The following is a 13,434-nucleotide window of genomic DNA, read 5'->3' as shown; positions in this document are numbered from 1 at the left end:
AAATAGGTAAGCAATACTTACTAATTAATTAACTAATAGCCCGATGGGCGGTGTTGAAATCCGCAAAAAGTTAATATTAGGTCACTAGTTATGACTTTTCTTTTCCGGATGCTCCCTTTATGAGGGGTGGCAGGAAAAAGATGGAGTCTGGACTGTGGCCAAGCAACCGATGTTGAAATTTGTTGATGTGAAACGGGATATGCCGCAAAAGCGGGATGCCGGTGTGCGCAATCACGACTTTGATGAAATCTATGCCGAATTCGCCAAGGCCAAAGCGGCCGAGCAGGCCAGCCGCTGCAGCCAGTGTGGTGTGCCCTTTTGCCAATCGCATTGCCCGCTGCACAATAACATTCCCGACTGGTTGCTGATGACGGCCGAAGGGCGGTTGCAAGAGGCATATCAAATCAGTCAGGCGACCAATACTTTCCCCGAAATATGTGGCCGCATTTGTCCGCAGGACCGGTTGTGCGAAGGCAATTGTGTGATCGAAAATTCGGGTCATGGAACGGTGACGATCGGGGCGGTTGAAAAATACATTACCGATACGGCGTGGGAAAATGGTTGGGTCAAACCGAACCTGCCTCATGCGGAACGTGTTGAATCTGTTGGCATTATCGGCGCTGGCCCCGGTGGTTTGGCGGCTGCTGATCGGCTGAGGCAGGCAGGGGTTCATGTGACGGTTTATGATCGTTATGACCGCGCGGGCGGTTTGCTGACCTATGGCATTCCGGGGTTCAAGCTGGAAAAAGAGGTGGTGATGCGCCGGATTCAACAGCTCGAGGCCGCGGGCGTTCAGTTTGTGCTGAACTGCAATGTAGGAGAAGATTTGACATTTCAGGCCATTAGCGGCCAGCATGACGCGGTGCTGATTGCCACCGGTGTATATAAGTCCCGCGATTTGCAGGCCCCCGGTGTGGGTGCGCAAGGTGTGGTGCGGGCGATTGATTATCTGACGGCCAGCAATCGCGTTGGCTTTGGTGACGAGGTGCCGGAATATGAAAGCGGCGAACTGAATGCTGAAGGCAAACGGGTGATCGTGATCGGTGGAGGTGATACCGCGATGGACTGTTTACGCACCGCGATCCGTCAAGGGGCAAAATCTGTCAAGTGTCTGTACCGGCGTGATAAAAAGAACATGCCTGGCAGTATGCGCGAGGTTCAGAATGCCGAAGAGGAAGGCGTGGAATTCGTCTGGCAAACCGCGCCCAACGGCTTTGTCGGGGATCCGGTTGAGGGTGTGAAAGTGCAGAAAATGCGCCTTGGGGCGCCGGACGCAACGGGGCGGCAAAGCCCCGAAGTGATTGAAGGCGCGGATTATACCGAACCGGCTGATCTGGTGGTTATGGCACTGGGCTTTTCACCCGAGGACCTGCCAACATTGTGGGACGAAGGCGCGCTGGAAGTGACCCGTTGGGGCACCATCAAGGCCGATTTCAAAACCCATGAAACTGCCATCGACGGGGTGTTTGCCGTGGGCGACATCGTGCGCGGGGCCTCGCTGGTGGTGTGGGCAATTGCGGACGGGCGCGAGGCGGCAGATTCGATTTTGAACTATCTGAATGAAGCGGCCAGCGTGGCGGCGGAATAGGCGAAAACGACGGTCTGGAACACGTCTGCCCTGCGTATGGTTTGCGTATGGCATAACGTCAGGATCGAAAATGATGACGGGTCAGCAGGGCTGACGGATATTGGAGGATGAGATGGACAGAACAGGACAATGCCTATGCGGTGCCGTGCGTTTCACGATCCGCGATCTGAATCCGCAATTCGGAACCTGTCATTGCAAGATGTGTCAACGCTGGGCGGGATCGGCGCTGTTGGGACTGGCGGTTCCGGCGGATACGATCCGCTTTGAAGGCAAGGAAAACATCAATCGCTATCAATCCTCGGACTGGGCCGAACGGGCGTGGTGCGGAAAATGCGGGTCCGGCCTGTGGTATCAGGTGACGGCCGAGGGGCCACATTCCGGCACCTACCACATGCCGATTGGTCTGCTGGATGATACATCCGACCTGACCATGACCCGCGAGATTTTTACGGACACAAAACCCGATTGCGTAGCGTTTGAAGGAGAGCGGGAGCAGCTGGATACGGCGGCAACCTTGGCATTGTTCGGGGTGGCGGAATGAAGTGGGTGATTGCGATATTTGCGGCTATCCCTTTCACCGCTACCGCCGGCAGCTTCACCCCGCCCAAGGGTTGCACCGCCTATCTGACGGTGCAGATGAGCAGTTGCAAGGTAGAACATCACTGGACCTGTGAAGGCGAACCTGACGGGAACCACTGGGCGCTGACGATTGATGCTGATGGACCCAGCTATTTACAGCATCTGGATCGGGAATTCCGCTGGTTGGAAAATTCGCCCTTGCCCAGCGATTATAAGCGGACATTGCGTCAGCCCGAGGCCGACCCCAATTCTATGACAGAGCTGTTTGAAAAAGGGCGGGATGATTTTGATTTCGAGCAATCCGTGCTGCGCGACAGCAAGCCTATAGCGACCGAACACATCACCGGCTATGACAAGCTGACCGGTACAAAGGTGCGAATTGATGGCGAGGATTTGCTGGTAACGGAATTCGAGTTTACAGTGGAAAGCGGGTTGGACGGGCAAATATCCCGCACCTATGGCAATCAGTATGTCAGCCCGAAATTCCGTTTGTTTTTTCAGGGCCGCGAAACCGAAGAGGTTGGCGGCGAAACCTATCACTATGACGAAAAGCCGATGCTGTTCAGCGAGCCGGGCGAACCCGGATTTCTGGCGGACAAGCCGGAATTCGGGTGTGACGAGATGATGTCGGGGCTGCAAGTGCCTTTGGCCACCGAAAAGGAGAGACACGATGAACTATGATGTGAACTGGGCCAGGGAACAACAGGACCAGCGCGAATGGCTGGCTGAAAACGGTATGTATTCCGAGGCCGAGGAACATTCGTCCTGCGGGGTTGGGCTGGTTGTGTCGGTGGACGGCAAGGCAAGCCGCAAGGTGGTGGAAAACGGCATTGCCGCGCTCAAGGCCGTCTGGCATCGCGGGGCTGTGGATGCCGATGGTAAGACCGGCGACGGGGCCGGAATACATGTGCAGATTCCGGTCAAGTTTTTCTATGATCAGATCGAGCGCACAGGCCACAAGCCGCGGATGGATGAATTGGTGGCCGTGGGTCAGGTATTCCTGCCCCGCGAGGATTTCGGCGCACAGGAACATTGCCGGACCATCGTGGAAACCGAGGTTTTGCGCATGGGCTATCACATTTACGGCTGGCGTCAGGTGCCGGTGAATGTGGGCTGTCTGGGCGAAAAGGCCAACGCCACCCGCCCTGAAATCGAGCAGATTTTGATCTCGAATTGCAAGGGTGTGGACGAGGACACGTTCGAGCGCGAGCTGTATGTAATCCGCCGCCGGATCGAAAAGGCGGCGGTCGAGGCACATATCAGCGGGCTGTATTTGTGTTCGCTGTCGTGCCGGTCGGTGATTTACAAAGGTATGATGCTGGCCGAGCAGGTGGCCGAGTTTTACCCCGATCTGATGGACGCGCGGTTCGAAAGCGCCTTTGCGCTGTATCACCAGCGCTATTCCACCAACACCTTCCCGCAATGGTGGTTGGCCCAGCCGTTCCGCATGTTGGCCCATAACGGCGAGATCAACACGCTGAAGGGCAATGTGAACTGGATGAAAAGCCATGAAATACGCATGGCATCGTCGGCGTTCGGCGAACTGGCCGAGGATATCAAGCCGATCATTTCAGGCGGGTCCAGCGACAGTGCGGCACTGGATTCGGTGTTCGAGGTGCTGGTGCGGGCCGGACGCAACGCGCCGATGGCGAAAACCATGATGGTGCCCGAAAGCTGGAGCAAGCGGGCGGTGGAACTGCCCGAACCGTGGCGCGATATGTATTCCTACTGCAACTCGGTGATGGAGCCGTGGGACGGCCCCGCTGCGCTGGCGATGACCGACGGGCGCTGGGTTTGCGCGGGACTGGATCGCAACGGATTGCGGCCCATGCGTTATGTGGTGACGGGCGATGGTCTGTTGATGGCGGGGTCCGAGGCCGGAATGGTGCCAACGGATGAAGCCACCGTGGTGCGCAAGGGCGCGCTGGGGCCGGGGCAGATGATTGCTGTTGATATGAAGGAAGGCAAACTGTTCAAGGACCGCGAACTGAAGGATATGCTGGCGGCCAGCCAGCCGTTTGGGGATTGGGTTGGCAAGATTGTCGATCTGGAAGATACGCTGGACGGGATCTCCGAGGCGTCGATTTTTACGGGCAGCGAACTGCGCAAACGCCAGATCGCGGCGGGCTATTCGGTCGAGGAGCTGGAGCAGATTCTGGCGCCGATGGCCGAGGATGGCAAAGAGGTTCTGGCCAGCATGGGGGATGACACGCCCTCGGCTGTGTTGTCCGAACGCTATCGCCCGCTAAGCCATTTCTTCCGGCAGAATTTTTCGCAGGTGACAAACCCGCCGATCGACAGCTTGCGCGAATATCGGGTGATGAGCCTGAAAACCCGTTTCGGCAACCTGAAGAACGTGCTGGATGAAAGCAGCAGCCAGACCGAAATTCTGGTGCTGGAAAGCCCCTTTGTGGGCAATGCGCAATTTGCCAAACTGCTGGAGCATCTGGGCGATTCCGTGGTGGCGATTGACTGTTCCTATGATGCGGACGCGGGCGAAGGTGCTTTGCAAGAAGCCCTGACGCGGATCAGAAGCGAGGCCGAGGATGCGGTGCGTTCCGGTTCCGGCCATATCGTTCTGACGGATGAAGAGCAGAACGAGGACCGCGTGCCGATGCCGATGATTTTGGCAACCAGTGCCGTGCATTCGTGGTTGACGCGCAAGGGCTTGCGCACTTTCTGTTCGATCAACGTGCGCTCGGCCGAATGTATTGATCCGCATTATTTCGCCGTGCTGATTGGCTGTGGCGCGATCGTGGTCAACGCCTATCTGGCCGAGGATTCGCTGGCCGACCGGATCGAGCGGGGCCTGCTGGACTGCACCCTGACCGAGGCTGTTGCGCGGTATCGGGCGGCAATTGACGCGGGGTTGCTGAAAATCATGGCCAAGATGGGGATCAGCGTGATTTCGTCCTATCGCGGCGGGTTGAACTTCGAGGCTGTGGGCCTGTCGCGCGCGATGGTGGCCGAATATTTCCCCGGCATGACCAGCCGCATTTCCGGCATCGGTCTGCACGGCATCCAGCGCAAGCTGGGCAAGGTGCACGCGCTGGGTTGGCGCGGCGGGCAGGATGTGCTGCCGATTGGCGGTTTCTACAAGGCGCGTCGCACGGGGGAAACCCATGCGTGGACGGCCAACAATATGCATCTGATGCAGTCGGCTTGTGACAAGGCGTCGTTCGAATTATGGATGCGCTATTCCAAGGCGATGCAAGCCAATCCACCGATCAACCTGCGTGATCTGATGGATTTCAAACCGCTGGGCAACGCCATCCCGATCGAAGAGGTCGAGAGCATTACCGCGATCCGCAAGCGGTTCGTCACGCCGGGCATGTCGCTGGGCGCGCTTAGCCCCGAGGCACACAAGCTGTTGAATGTGGCGATGAACCGGATCGGCGCGAAATCCGACAGCGGCGAGGGCGGCGAGGATCCGGCGCATTTCGTGCCGGAACCCAATGGCGATAATCCGTCGGCAAAGATCAAGCAGGTGGCCTCGGGCCGGTTTGGTGTGACAGCGGAATATCTGAACCAGTGTGAGGAACTGGAGATCAAGGTGGCACAGGGTGCGAAACCCGGTGAGGGTGGGCAATTGCCGGGCATGAAGGTTACCGATCTGATTGCACGCCTTCGTCTTTCGACCAAAGGTGTCACGCTGATTTCCCCGCCGCCGCACCACGATATTTACAGCATCGAGGATTTGGCACAGTTGATTTACGACCTGAAACAGATCAATCCGCGCGCCAAGGTGACGGTGAAACTGGTGGCCAGTTCCGGTGTTGGCACGATTGCTGCCGGCGTGGTCAAGGCCAAGGCCGATGTGATCCTGATTTCCGGACATAATGGCGGCACCGGTGCCAGCCCCGCGACCAGCATCAAATATGCTGGCCTTCCGTGGGAAATGGGCCTGACCGAGGCACATCAGGTGTTGGCAATGAACAACCTGCGCGAACGGGTGACATTGCGCACTGACGGGGGCCTTCGCACAGGCCGCGACATTGTGATGGCGGCGATGATGGGGGCCGAGGAATACGGCATCGGCACTGCTGCGCTGATTTCGATGGGTTGCATCATGGTGCGTCAATGTCAGAGTAACACCTGCCCCGTTGGCGTCTGTACACAGGATGAACGCCTGCGGGCCAAGTTCACCGGCACGGCGGATAAGGTGGTGAACCTGATTACCTTCTATGCGCAGGAAGTGCGGGAAATTCTGGCGTCGATCGGCGCGCGGTCGCTGGACGAGGTGATCGGACGGGCCGATCTGTTGTCGCAGGTCAGCCGTGGCTCGGCCCATCTGGATGATCTGGACCTGAACCCGCTGCTGATTGCGGTGGATGCGGGGCAGGGCATCAAATATGACCGCTACAAACCGCGCAACGAGGTGCCCGATACACTGGATGCCGAGATCGTCAAGGATGCCGCGCGGTTCCTGAATGATGGCGAAAAGATGCAGCTGCAATATGCGGTGCAGAATACCCAGCGCACCATTGGCACGCGGACATCCAGCCATATCGTGCGCAACTTCGGCATGCGCAATTCGCTGCAACCGGATCACCTGACAGTGAAGCTGACCGGGTCTGCCGGTCAGTCGCTTGGGGCCTTCGCGGCACCTGGGCTAAAGCTGGAAGTGGCGGGGGATGCGAATGATTATGTCGGCAAGGGTCTGTCGGGCGGCACGATTGTGGTGCGTCCGCCAATGATCAGCCCGCTGGTGGCATCGGACAATGCTATTATCGGCAACACGGTGCTGTACGGCGCGACTGATGGCTATCTGTTTGCTGCCGGACGCGCGGGCGAACGGTTTGCCGTGCGCAACTCGGGCGCCAAGGTGGTGGTCGAGGGCTGCGGCACTTGTGGCTGCGAATATATGACCGGCGGTGTGGCCGTTGTTCTGGGCCGGATCGGCGCGAACTTTGGCGCGGGCATGACCGGTGGCATGGCCTATGTCTATGATCCAGACGGCTTGGCGCAAGAGCTGATGAACCGCGAAACGCTGGTGACTTGTCCGGTGACGGTGCCCCATTGGGAGGCCGAACTGAAGGGATTGATCGAGCGCCATTTGGCGGAAACCGGCAGTCACAAGGCGCGTGATATTCTGCATCACTGGGATAAGTCGCTGGGACGGTTTGTGCAGGTTTGTCCGAAAGAAATGCTGAATAACTTGCCACATCCATTAGAGGTGGAGGAAAGTCAGGAGACAGCTTGATCTAACGTAACCTATTGTAAATCAACGTCAAAGCCCACCTTTTCCATAGTGCAAAGGTGGGCTTTGACGTTGGGTAAGGAATCCATGACTTGTGAGGCTTCACAATTGGGCGTGTTCTAGGGGCAGACGCAATTTACTTGGCGGAACGCGCCACATTTTGGAGAATTACCATGTCAAATTTATCAAAAGTTGTTTCAGGGGTTATCGCGGCCACAGTTGGCCTGGCAATTTCAGCATCGGCGGTGTTGGCAGTTGAGGCCACGGCCAAATCGGCGGTGAACGTGCGCTCGGGACCGGGGGTCAGCTATGGCAAGGTGGATGCGCTGTACGGTGGCGAAACGGTTGAAATTACCGAATGTCGCGGAAACTGGTGCCACATCCAGCATCCGGGGCCGGATGGCTGGGTCAGTGGGCGGTATCTGATTGCTGTTGAAGGGCGCAGCGAGGCCAGTGGTGGCACAGGGCACAGCAGTTCAGATGACGCCGCCGCAGCGGCGATTATTGGCGCCATTATTGGCGGTGTGATAGCAGGCCGTTCATCCGACCCAGCACCAGCAGAGCCGGAATTGCCTTATGGACCGGATACCTGCAAATCCGGATATGTCTGGCGCGATGCTATTCCTGGCGATCATGTGTGTGTACGGCCGGATCGGCGTTCGAAAGCGGCGCGTGAGAACTCGATTGCAGGATCAAGGGTTAATCCGACCGGACCTTATGGTCCGAACACCTGCAAAGTCGGATATGTCTGGCGCGAGGCCTATTCCGGTGACGTTGTATGCGTCACGGGCTCGCGCCGCGAACAGGTGCGCCGTGAAAACCGTGACGGTCCCAGCCACCGCGTTGTTACACCGTAACAGGTAAACGTTTTGAATAAGGAAAGCCCCTGCCCTTTGGCAGGGGCTTTGGTTTTTAAGTCGGCAGAATATAGGTGATTTCAACTTAATCTCTGGATCACCTTGATCCTTGAAATGCGTTTGTTGTTGCAAACGTTGCCTCGAGGATCAAGCTGAAGTCCTGTTTCAAAGAAAATCCGAAGTGCTTTAATCGAACGTTCCCGTTACACGCCCCAGCAGCATAAAGGCCCGCGCGGTGCGGGTGTTGGACAGGGAGACGATGTCCTGATCCGAGGCGTTGGGTTCGAATTCGACAAAGGTTTTGTCGAACTGTCGCAGAAAATGGTGCACGGCATCACGGAATATAGGATCCTGCCGCATCCGGCCCGAAGTCAGTGCAAGGCTGGAACGGTCATGCACACCGCCCAGCGGGGCAATGCTGCGAGCTATGCCCAAAAGTTGGTGACGCAGTAATCAGGCGGCATGTTTTTCCTGCTTGATCCCGTCCTTAAATTCAACCCCTTCGATGATTTCCGGCAATCGGAATGCGCCGTCGAGTTTACGCCATTTCTTCTTTGCCGACATCATCAGGCGGAAGGTCATTGCCAAGGCGGTCTTGCGCCCGAGGCAGCCTTTGGTCTTCTTCGTTCGGTGCCGCACGGTGGCAAATATGCTTTCGATGGGGTTGGATGTGCGGATGTGTTTCCAGTGCTCGGCAGGGAAGTCGTAGAAGGTCAGCAGCACGTCCCGGTCCTTGGTCAGCTTCCCCACGGCACGCTCGTATTTCACGCCATAGGCTTCGATGAAGAAATTGAACGCGGCCTCGGCGTCCCGTTTGTTCTCGGCCATCCAGATGTCCTGTAGATGGCCCTTGGCTTTGGCTTGCAGCGACTTCGGCATGGCATTCAGGACGTTGCCGGTTTTATGCACCCAGCAGCGCTGCTCCCGGGTCTCACCGAACACCTCCCGCAAGGCGTTCCAGAAGCCGAGCGCGCCATCACCAACGGCCAGATCAGGGGCTTTTCTGAGGCCACGACGTTGCAAGTCCAGCAGCAGTTCACGCCAGCTCTGGCTGCTTTCTCGATACCCGTCCACGAGGCCCAGAACATCCTTGTTACCCCACTCGTCCGCGCCGATGATCACCAGCATGCATTGCTTGTCAGCATCCGTGCGCGGCTTGAAATAAACCCCGTCGGCCCAGAAATACACATAGCGTTTGGCCGACAGGTCACGCCGGTTCCAACGCTCGTATTCTGCCCACCACTCCGCCTTCAGGCGCGAAATCGTGCTCGATGTCAAACCACCCGCATCAGGCCCCAGAAGGGCCGCCAGTGCTTCGCCGAAATCACCCGTGGAAATACCTTTGAGATAGAGCCAGGGCAACAACTCCTCGACCGACTTTGCCCGGCGCAGATACGGCGGCAGAAGCGTCGAGGTGAACCTGATCTTCTCCGCCCCCGTGCCACGATCACGCACCCGAGGCACATTCACCGGGACAGGGCCGATCCCCGTCATCACCTCGCGCTCCGGCAGGTATCCGTGGCGAACAAGGCGCTGGCGACCGGCCGAATCCCTCAAATGCGCGTGTTGCGCCATCAGATCACAAACCTCGGCCTCGACCGCCTGTGCCAACAGATCCCGCGCGCCTTTGCGCAAGATATCCGTCAGCGGATCAGGTGAAATTCCGGCTGGATCGGTAAACTCCAAAATAGTATCGTCTTCCATGTGGCATATCCTTTTCTCTCTGAGAATCGCGGCGCGTCAACACCGCCATGATATGCCACCCAATCACCCCATCACCAACTTTCGGGCATTACTCCAATGCTGCGGCCGCGTTCGCCTTGTGCAAAACTGCGCCAGATTTCGGGGCGCGAATGTTCCGGTTTCAGATCATCCATATAAATGCCCTCCTGTGATAACAGGGTCAGCACGTCCTGTGCTGACTGGATCAGACGGGCGACATGGCGGTCTTTCAGCGCGCGGCGCAGGGCGGCGAAACCTTCGCGGTCGTCCGGATCATCCGGGAAATTCAAGGCCCGGACAAAATCGTTCACGCTGACAGGTGGGGCCATATCTTCGGCGGTGGTGCCAAGGGCAAGACTGGTTTGTTCATCCCCGTCTTGCACCGTGCCGTTGGGGATGGCGGGTTTGTCCGATGGTTGTTCTTCTGGATTGCCACGGGCCGAGGTAAAGGTGGCAATCGCTGTTTCTGTTTGTTTGGCAGTAGCGGCGATTTCTTCCAGTTTCTTTTCGACCGAAGGCTGGACAGCTGTATACCCCGCATGGGTTTGCTCCAGATAGGTATGGCGCATTGCGTCGATCGAGGCCTGAAGCCGTGATGATTCCTCGCGCATGACGCGGGCCGAGCGCGCCGCAAGTGCACCAACCCAGATCACGGCAATGGGCAGGAAAATCGCCAGAAATTTCATCACGAAAACCATAGGATCCAATGTGACGCCTGCCTCGCCTTTAGGGGCAAAGGTAAAGAACAAAACAACCCCGGCAATCCACAGCACCGACAGCACAATGGCTATGATCTCGGCCGAGGTAATACCGCCCCGCCCGCGACTGTTGAAAATGCCCAGATCAATGGGCTTGTCATCGGTATTCTGGTTCATTTGCCCGGACAGCCCCCCTTGTTAATTGCTATTTATAGGCAATATTCAGGATTTCGTAGCTTTTTTCACCACCCGGCGTTTTCACTTCGACGCTGTCACCTTCTTCTTTGCCGATCAGGGCGCGGGACAGCGGGGATTTCAGGTTCAGCATTCCCTTTTCGATATTTGCTTCAGGTTCACCAACGATCTGATAGGTTTTTTCTTCGTCCGTGTCCTCGTCAACCAATGTGACGGTGGCACCGAATTTGATCGTGCCGGACAGGCTGGCCGGGTCGATCACATCGGCCAGCGACAGGATCCCCTCAAGCTCTTTAACGCGCCCCTCGATAAAGCTCTGTTTTTCGCGGGCCGCGTGGTATTCGGCATTTTCCGACAGGTCGCCATGTTCCCGCGCCTCGGCAATCGCGCGGATCACGGCGGGGCGTTCCTCGGACTTGAGGATTTTCAGTTCTTTATCAAGCGCGTCAAAGCCCGCGCGGGTCAGTGGTATTTTTTCCATTTTACTCTTTAGCTGCTTTATGCGCCGATGTGGGCGCTAATTATGGCCGTTTATGCAAAGAAACCGACCACGGGTGCGATTGCAAGGAAAATACACGAATGGGCCGGTGTTTGGCGGAGAATTGTCACAGTTATAGATATGTATGGCCCATGATGATGGCAAGGCGGGATTTTCGCCCAAATGCTATGGAATAACGCTGTGTTTCAATTGACCCGCACTGGTGGCTTCGGATACCTAACTATCTAACGGGATCGCGCGCAACAATGTTGCGCGGCAGCCAGAAAAGGTGGATTTGACATGGCCGAGATTGAACGCGAAGCGATGGATTATGATGTGGTGATCGTGGGTGCGGGGCCTGCGGGCCTGTCGGCGGCGATCCGGCTGAAACAACTGGACGAAGATCTGAACGTTGTCGTGCTGGAAAAAGGCTCGGAAGTGGGCGCGCATATCCTGTCCGGTGCCGTTCTGGATACGGCCGGGCTGGATGCGCTGATTCCCGACTGGAAAGACAAGGGTGCGCCGATCACTGTGCCGGTGAAGAAGGACAACTTCTATATGTTGGGCGAAGCGGGCAAAATCCGTATCCCCACCACGCCAATGCCGCCATTGTTAAGCAATCACGGCTGTTACATCGTTTCCATGGCCAATGTCTGCCGCTGGATGGCGGAACAGGCCGAAGCGCTGGGCGTTGAAATTTTCCCCGGCATGTCCTGTTCCGAACTGGTGTTTGGTGAGGGTGGCGAGGTCAAGGGCGTGGTCGCGGGTGAATTCGGCAAGAATGCCGATGGCACCCCGTCGGATGCTTACGAGCCGGGGATGATCCTGAACGGCAAATATGTGTTCCTGTCCGAGGGCGTGCGTGGCAGTCTGTCAAAACAGGTGATCGCCAAATACGGGCTGGATGCGGATTGCGACCATGCAAAATTCGGCCTTGGTATGAAAGAAATCTGGGAGATCGATCCAGACAAACACCGCGAAGGCACTGTGACCCATACGATGGGCTGGCCTCTGGGGCGCAATGCTGGTGGTGGGTCGTTCATTTATCATATTGATAACAATCAGGTTTTCATCGGGTTTGTGGTGCATCTGAACTATAAAAACCCCTATATCTCGCCCTATAACGAATTCCAGCGTTTCAAACATCACCCGATGGTGGCGGAACTGCTGAAAGGCGGGAAACGGGTGGCTTATGGTGCCCGCGCCATTACCGAAGGCGGCTGGCAGTCGATCCCCAAGGTTTCCTTCCCCGGCGGGGCGTTGCTGGGCTGTTCCGCAGGGCTGGTGAATGTGCCGCGGATCAAGGGTAACCACAACGCCATGCTGTCAGGCAAAGCCGCCGCCGAGGCCGCGTATGAAGCGATCAAGGCGGGTCGTTCGGGCGACGAGCTGACCGCCTATAATGACAATCTGCGGTCTGGTCCGATTGCCAAGGATCTGAAGCGGGTGCGCAACGTGAAACCGATCTGGTCCAAGCTGGGGATGATACCGTCCCTGATGCTGGGCGGGTTCGATATGTGGGTGGCCAATCTGACCGGCTGGAACCCGCTGGGCACCTGGAAGCACGGGAAATCGGATGCTGCCGCGACTGGCGAAGCGGCTAATTTCAAACCGATTGACTATCCGAAACCGGATGGCACACTGTCATTTGACCGTCTGACCAGCGTCAGTTTTTCCTTTACGAACCACGAAGAAAATCAACCCTGCCACCTGAAACTGGCTGACCCGGATATCCCGATCAAGGTGAATCTGCCGAAATACGCCGAACCGCCGCAACGCTATTGCCCTGCCGGTGTGTACGAGGTGATCGAGGAAGAAGGCAAAGAGCCGCGTTTCCAGATCAACTTCCAGAACTGTGTGCATTGTAAAACCTGCGACATCAAGGATCCCAGCCAGAACATCACCTGGACCTGTCCGCAGGGCGGTGATGGGCCGAATTATCCCAATATGTAACGGATTTGTCAGAATTCGGGGCGCAGAATTCCGCGCCCCGCATTGATTTGCATGGTGCAAGCGACTACCTTTAGCGGACAAACGTCCCCAACAAAGGTATGACCCGCCGTGCCCGTTAAGCCAAACACTCCATTCGCCGCCCTTACATTGGGCTTTGCCGCTGT

General features: G+C 57.1%; 9 protein-coding genes and 1 pseudogene. 6 read left to right on the top strand and 4 right to left on the bottom strand.

The features are described from left to right. Positions 1–154 precede the first annotated feature (154 nt). The 5 genes from ACQY4M_RS14375 (at position 155) to ACQY4M_RS14355 (ending at position 8,224) form a co-directional block, all read left to right on the top strand. Positions 155–1,588 (top strand): NAD(P)-dependent oxidoreductase, encoded by a 1,434-nt coding sequence (locus tag ACQY4M_RS14375; RefSeq protein WP_428545438.1) that lies wholly within the window; start codon positions 155–157, stop codon positions 1,586–1,588. 112 nt (positions 1,589–1,700) lie between these two features. Next, positions 1,701–2,129 carry a GFA family protein gene (locus ACQY4M_RS14370; RefSeq protein WP_428545435.1) on the top strand — a complete coding sequence of 143 codons (429 nt, stop codon included), beginning with the start codon at positions 1,701–1,703 and terminating at the stop codon, positions 2,127–2,129. Further along, complete coding sequence (locus ACQY4M_RS14365) at positions 2,126–2,848, top strand: hypothetical protein (RefSeq protein ID WP_428545432.1); 723 nt, start codon at positions 2,126–2,128, stop codon at positions 2,846–2,848. Before ACQY4M_RS14370 ends, ACQY4M_RS14365 begins: the two co-directional genes overlap by 4 nt. Beyond that, positions 2,838–7,370: a glutamate synthase large subunit gene (gltB, locus tag ACQY4M_RS14360; RefSeq protein WP_428545429.1), complete on the top strand. Its 4,533-nt coding sequence runs from the start codon at positions 2,838–2,840 to the stop codon at positions 7,368–7,370. Before ACQY4M_RS14365 ends, gltB begins: the two co-directional genes overlap by 11 nt. A 170-nt stretch (positions 7,371–7,540) precedes the next feature. Further along, on the top strand, positions 7,541–8,224 hold the full coding sequence (locus tag ACQY4M_RS14355) for an SH3 domain-containing protein (RefSeq protein ID WP_428545426.1): 684 nt from the start codon (positions 7,541–7,543) through the stop codon (positions 8,222–8,224). Between the two features lie 186 nt (positions 8,225–8,410). Here ACQY4M_RS14355 and ACQY4M_RS14350 read toward each other — a convergent pair. From ACQY4M_RS14350 to greA, 4 genes and pseudogenes are all read right to left on the bottom strand, one after another. After that, positions 8,411–8,647: pseudogene (locus tag ACQY4M_RS14350) on the bottom strand (hypothetical protein); the annotation flags it as partial. Positions 8,648–8,677: 30 nt separating this feature from the next. Continuing rightward, a complete protein-coding gene (locus ACQY4M_RS14345) occupies positions 8,678–9,928 on the bottom strand; it encodes an IS256 family transposase (RefSeq protein WP_428539230.1) in 1,251 nt (416 codons plus the stop codon). 71 nt (positions 9,929–9,999) lie between these two features. Further along, positions 10,000–10,821 carry a hypothetical protein gene (locus ACQY4M_RS14340; RefSeq protein WP_428545423.1) on the bottom strand — a complete coding sequence of 274 codons (822 nt, stop codon included), beginning with the start codon at positions 10,819–10,821 and terminating at the stop codon, positions 10,000–10,002. 28 nt (positions 10,822–10,849) lie between these two features. Beyond that, entirely contained in the window at positions 10,850–11,320 is a 471-nt protein-coding gene (gene greA / locus ACQY4M_RS14335; RefSeq protein WP_428545420.1) for a transcription elongation factor GreA, read from the bottom strand. A 297-nt stretch (positions 11,321–11,617) separates the two neighbouring features. Between greA and ACQY4M_RS14330 the strand changes: the two genes are divergently transcribed. After that, the gene (locus ACQY4M_RS14330) at positions 11,618–13,270 is read left to right on the top strand and encodes a 4Fe-4S dicluster domain-containing protein (RefSeq protein ID WP_428545417.1); all 1,653 of its coding nucleotides are present in this window, start codon (positions 11,618–11,620) and stop codon (positions 13,268–13,270) included. Positions 13,271–13,434: the final 164 nt, after the last annotated feature.

It is taken from the genome of Profundibacter sp., from assembly GCF_965277155.1.
Taxonomy (GTDB): domain Bacteria; phylum Pseudomonadota; class Alphaproteobacteria; order Rhodobacterales; family Rhodobacteraceae; genus Profundibacter.
The sequence above is the reverse complement of the archived record's forward strand: the minus strand, read 5'-3'. Positions and strand labels throughout refer to the sequence as shown.

What these genes read in the sequence shown, in the direction of transcription:
- ACQY4M_RS14345 (WP_428539230.1), bottom strand. Translation starts at nt 9,928, where the DNA reads ATGGAAGACGATACTATTTTGGAGTTTACCGATCCAGCCGGAATTTCA.
- ACQY4M_RS14340 (WP_428545423.1), bottom strand. Translation starts at nt 10,821, where the DNA reads ATGAACCAGAATACCGATGACAAGCCCATTGATCTGGGCATTTTCAAC.
- greA (WP_428545420.1), bottom strand. Translation starts at nt 11,320, where the DNA reads ATGGAAAAAATACCACTGACCCGCGCGGGCTTTGACGCGCTTGATAAA.
- ACQY4M_RS14355 (WP_428545426.1), top strand. Translation starts at nt 7,541, where the DNA reads ATGTCAAATTTATCAAAAGTTGTTTCAGGGGTTATCGCGGCCACAGTT.
- ACQY4M_RS14330 (WP_428545417.1), top strand. Translation starts at nt 11,618, where the DNA reads ATGGCCGAGATTGAACGCGAAGCGATGGATTATGATGTGGTGATCGTG.
- gltB (WP_428545429.1), top strand. Translation starts at nt 2,838, where the DNA reads ATGAACTATGATGTGAACTGGGCCAGGGAACAACAGGACCAGCGCGAA.
- ACQY4M_RS14370 (WP_428545435.1), top strand. Translation starts at nt 1,701, where the DNA reads ATGGACAGAACAGGACAATGCCTATGCGGTGCCGTGCGTTTCACGATC.
- ACQY4M_RS14365 (WP_428545432.1), top strand. Translation starts at nt 2,126, where the DNA reads ATGAAGTGGGTGATTGCGATATTTGCGGCTATCCCTTTCACCGCTACC.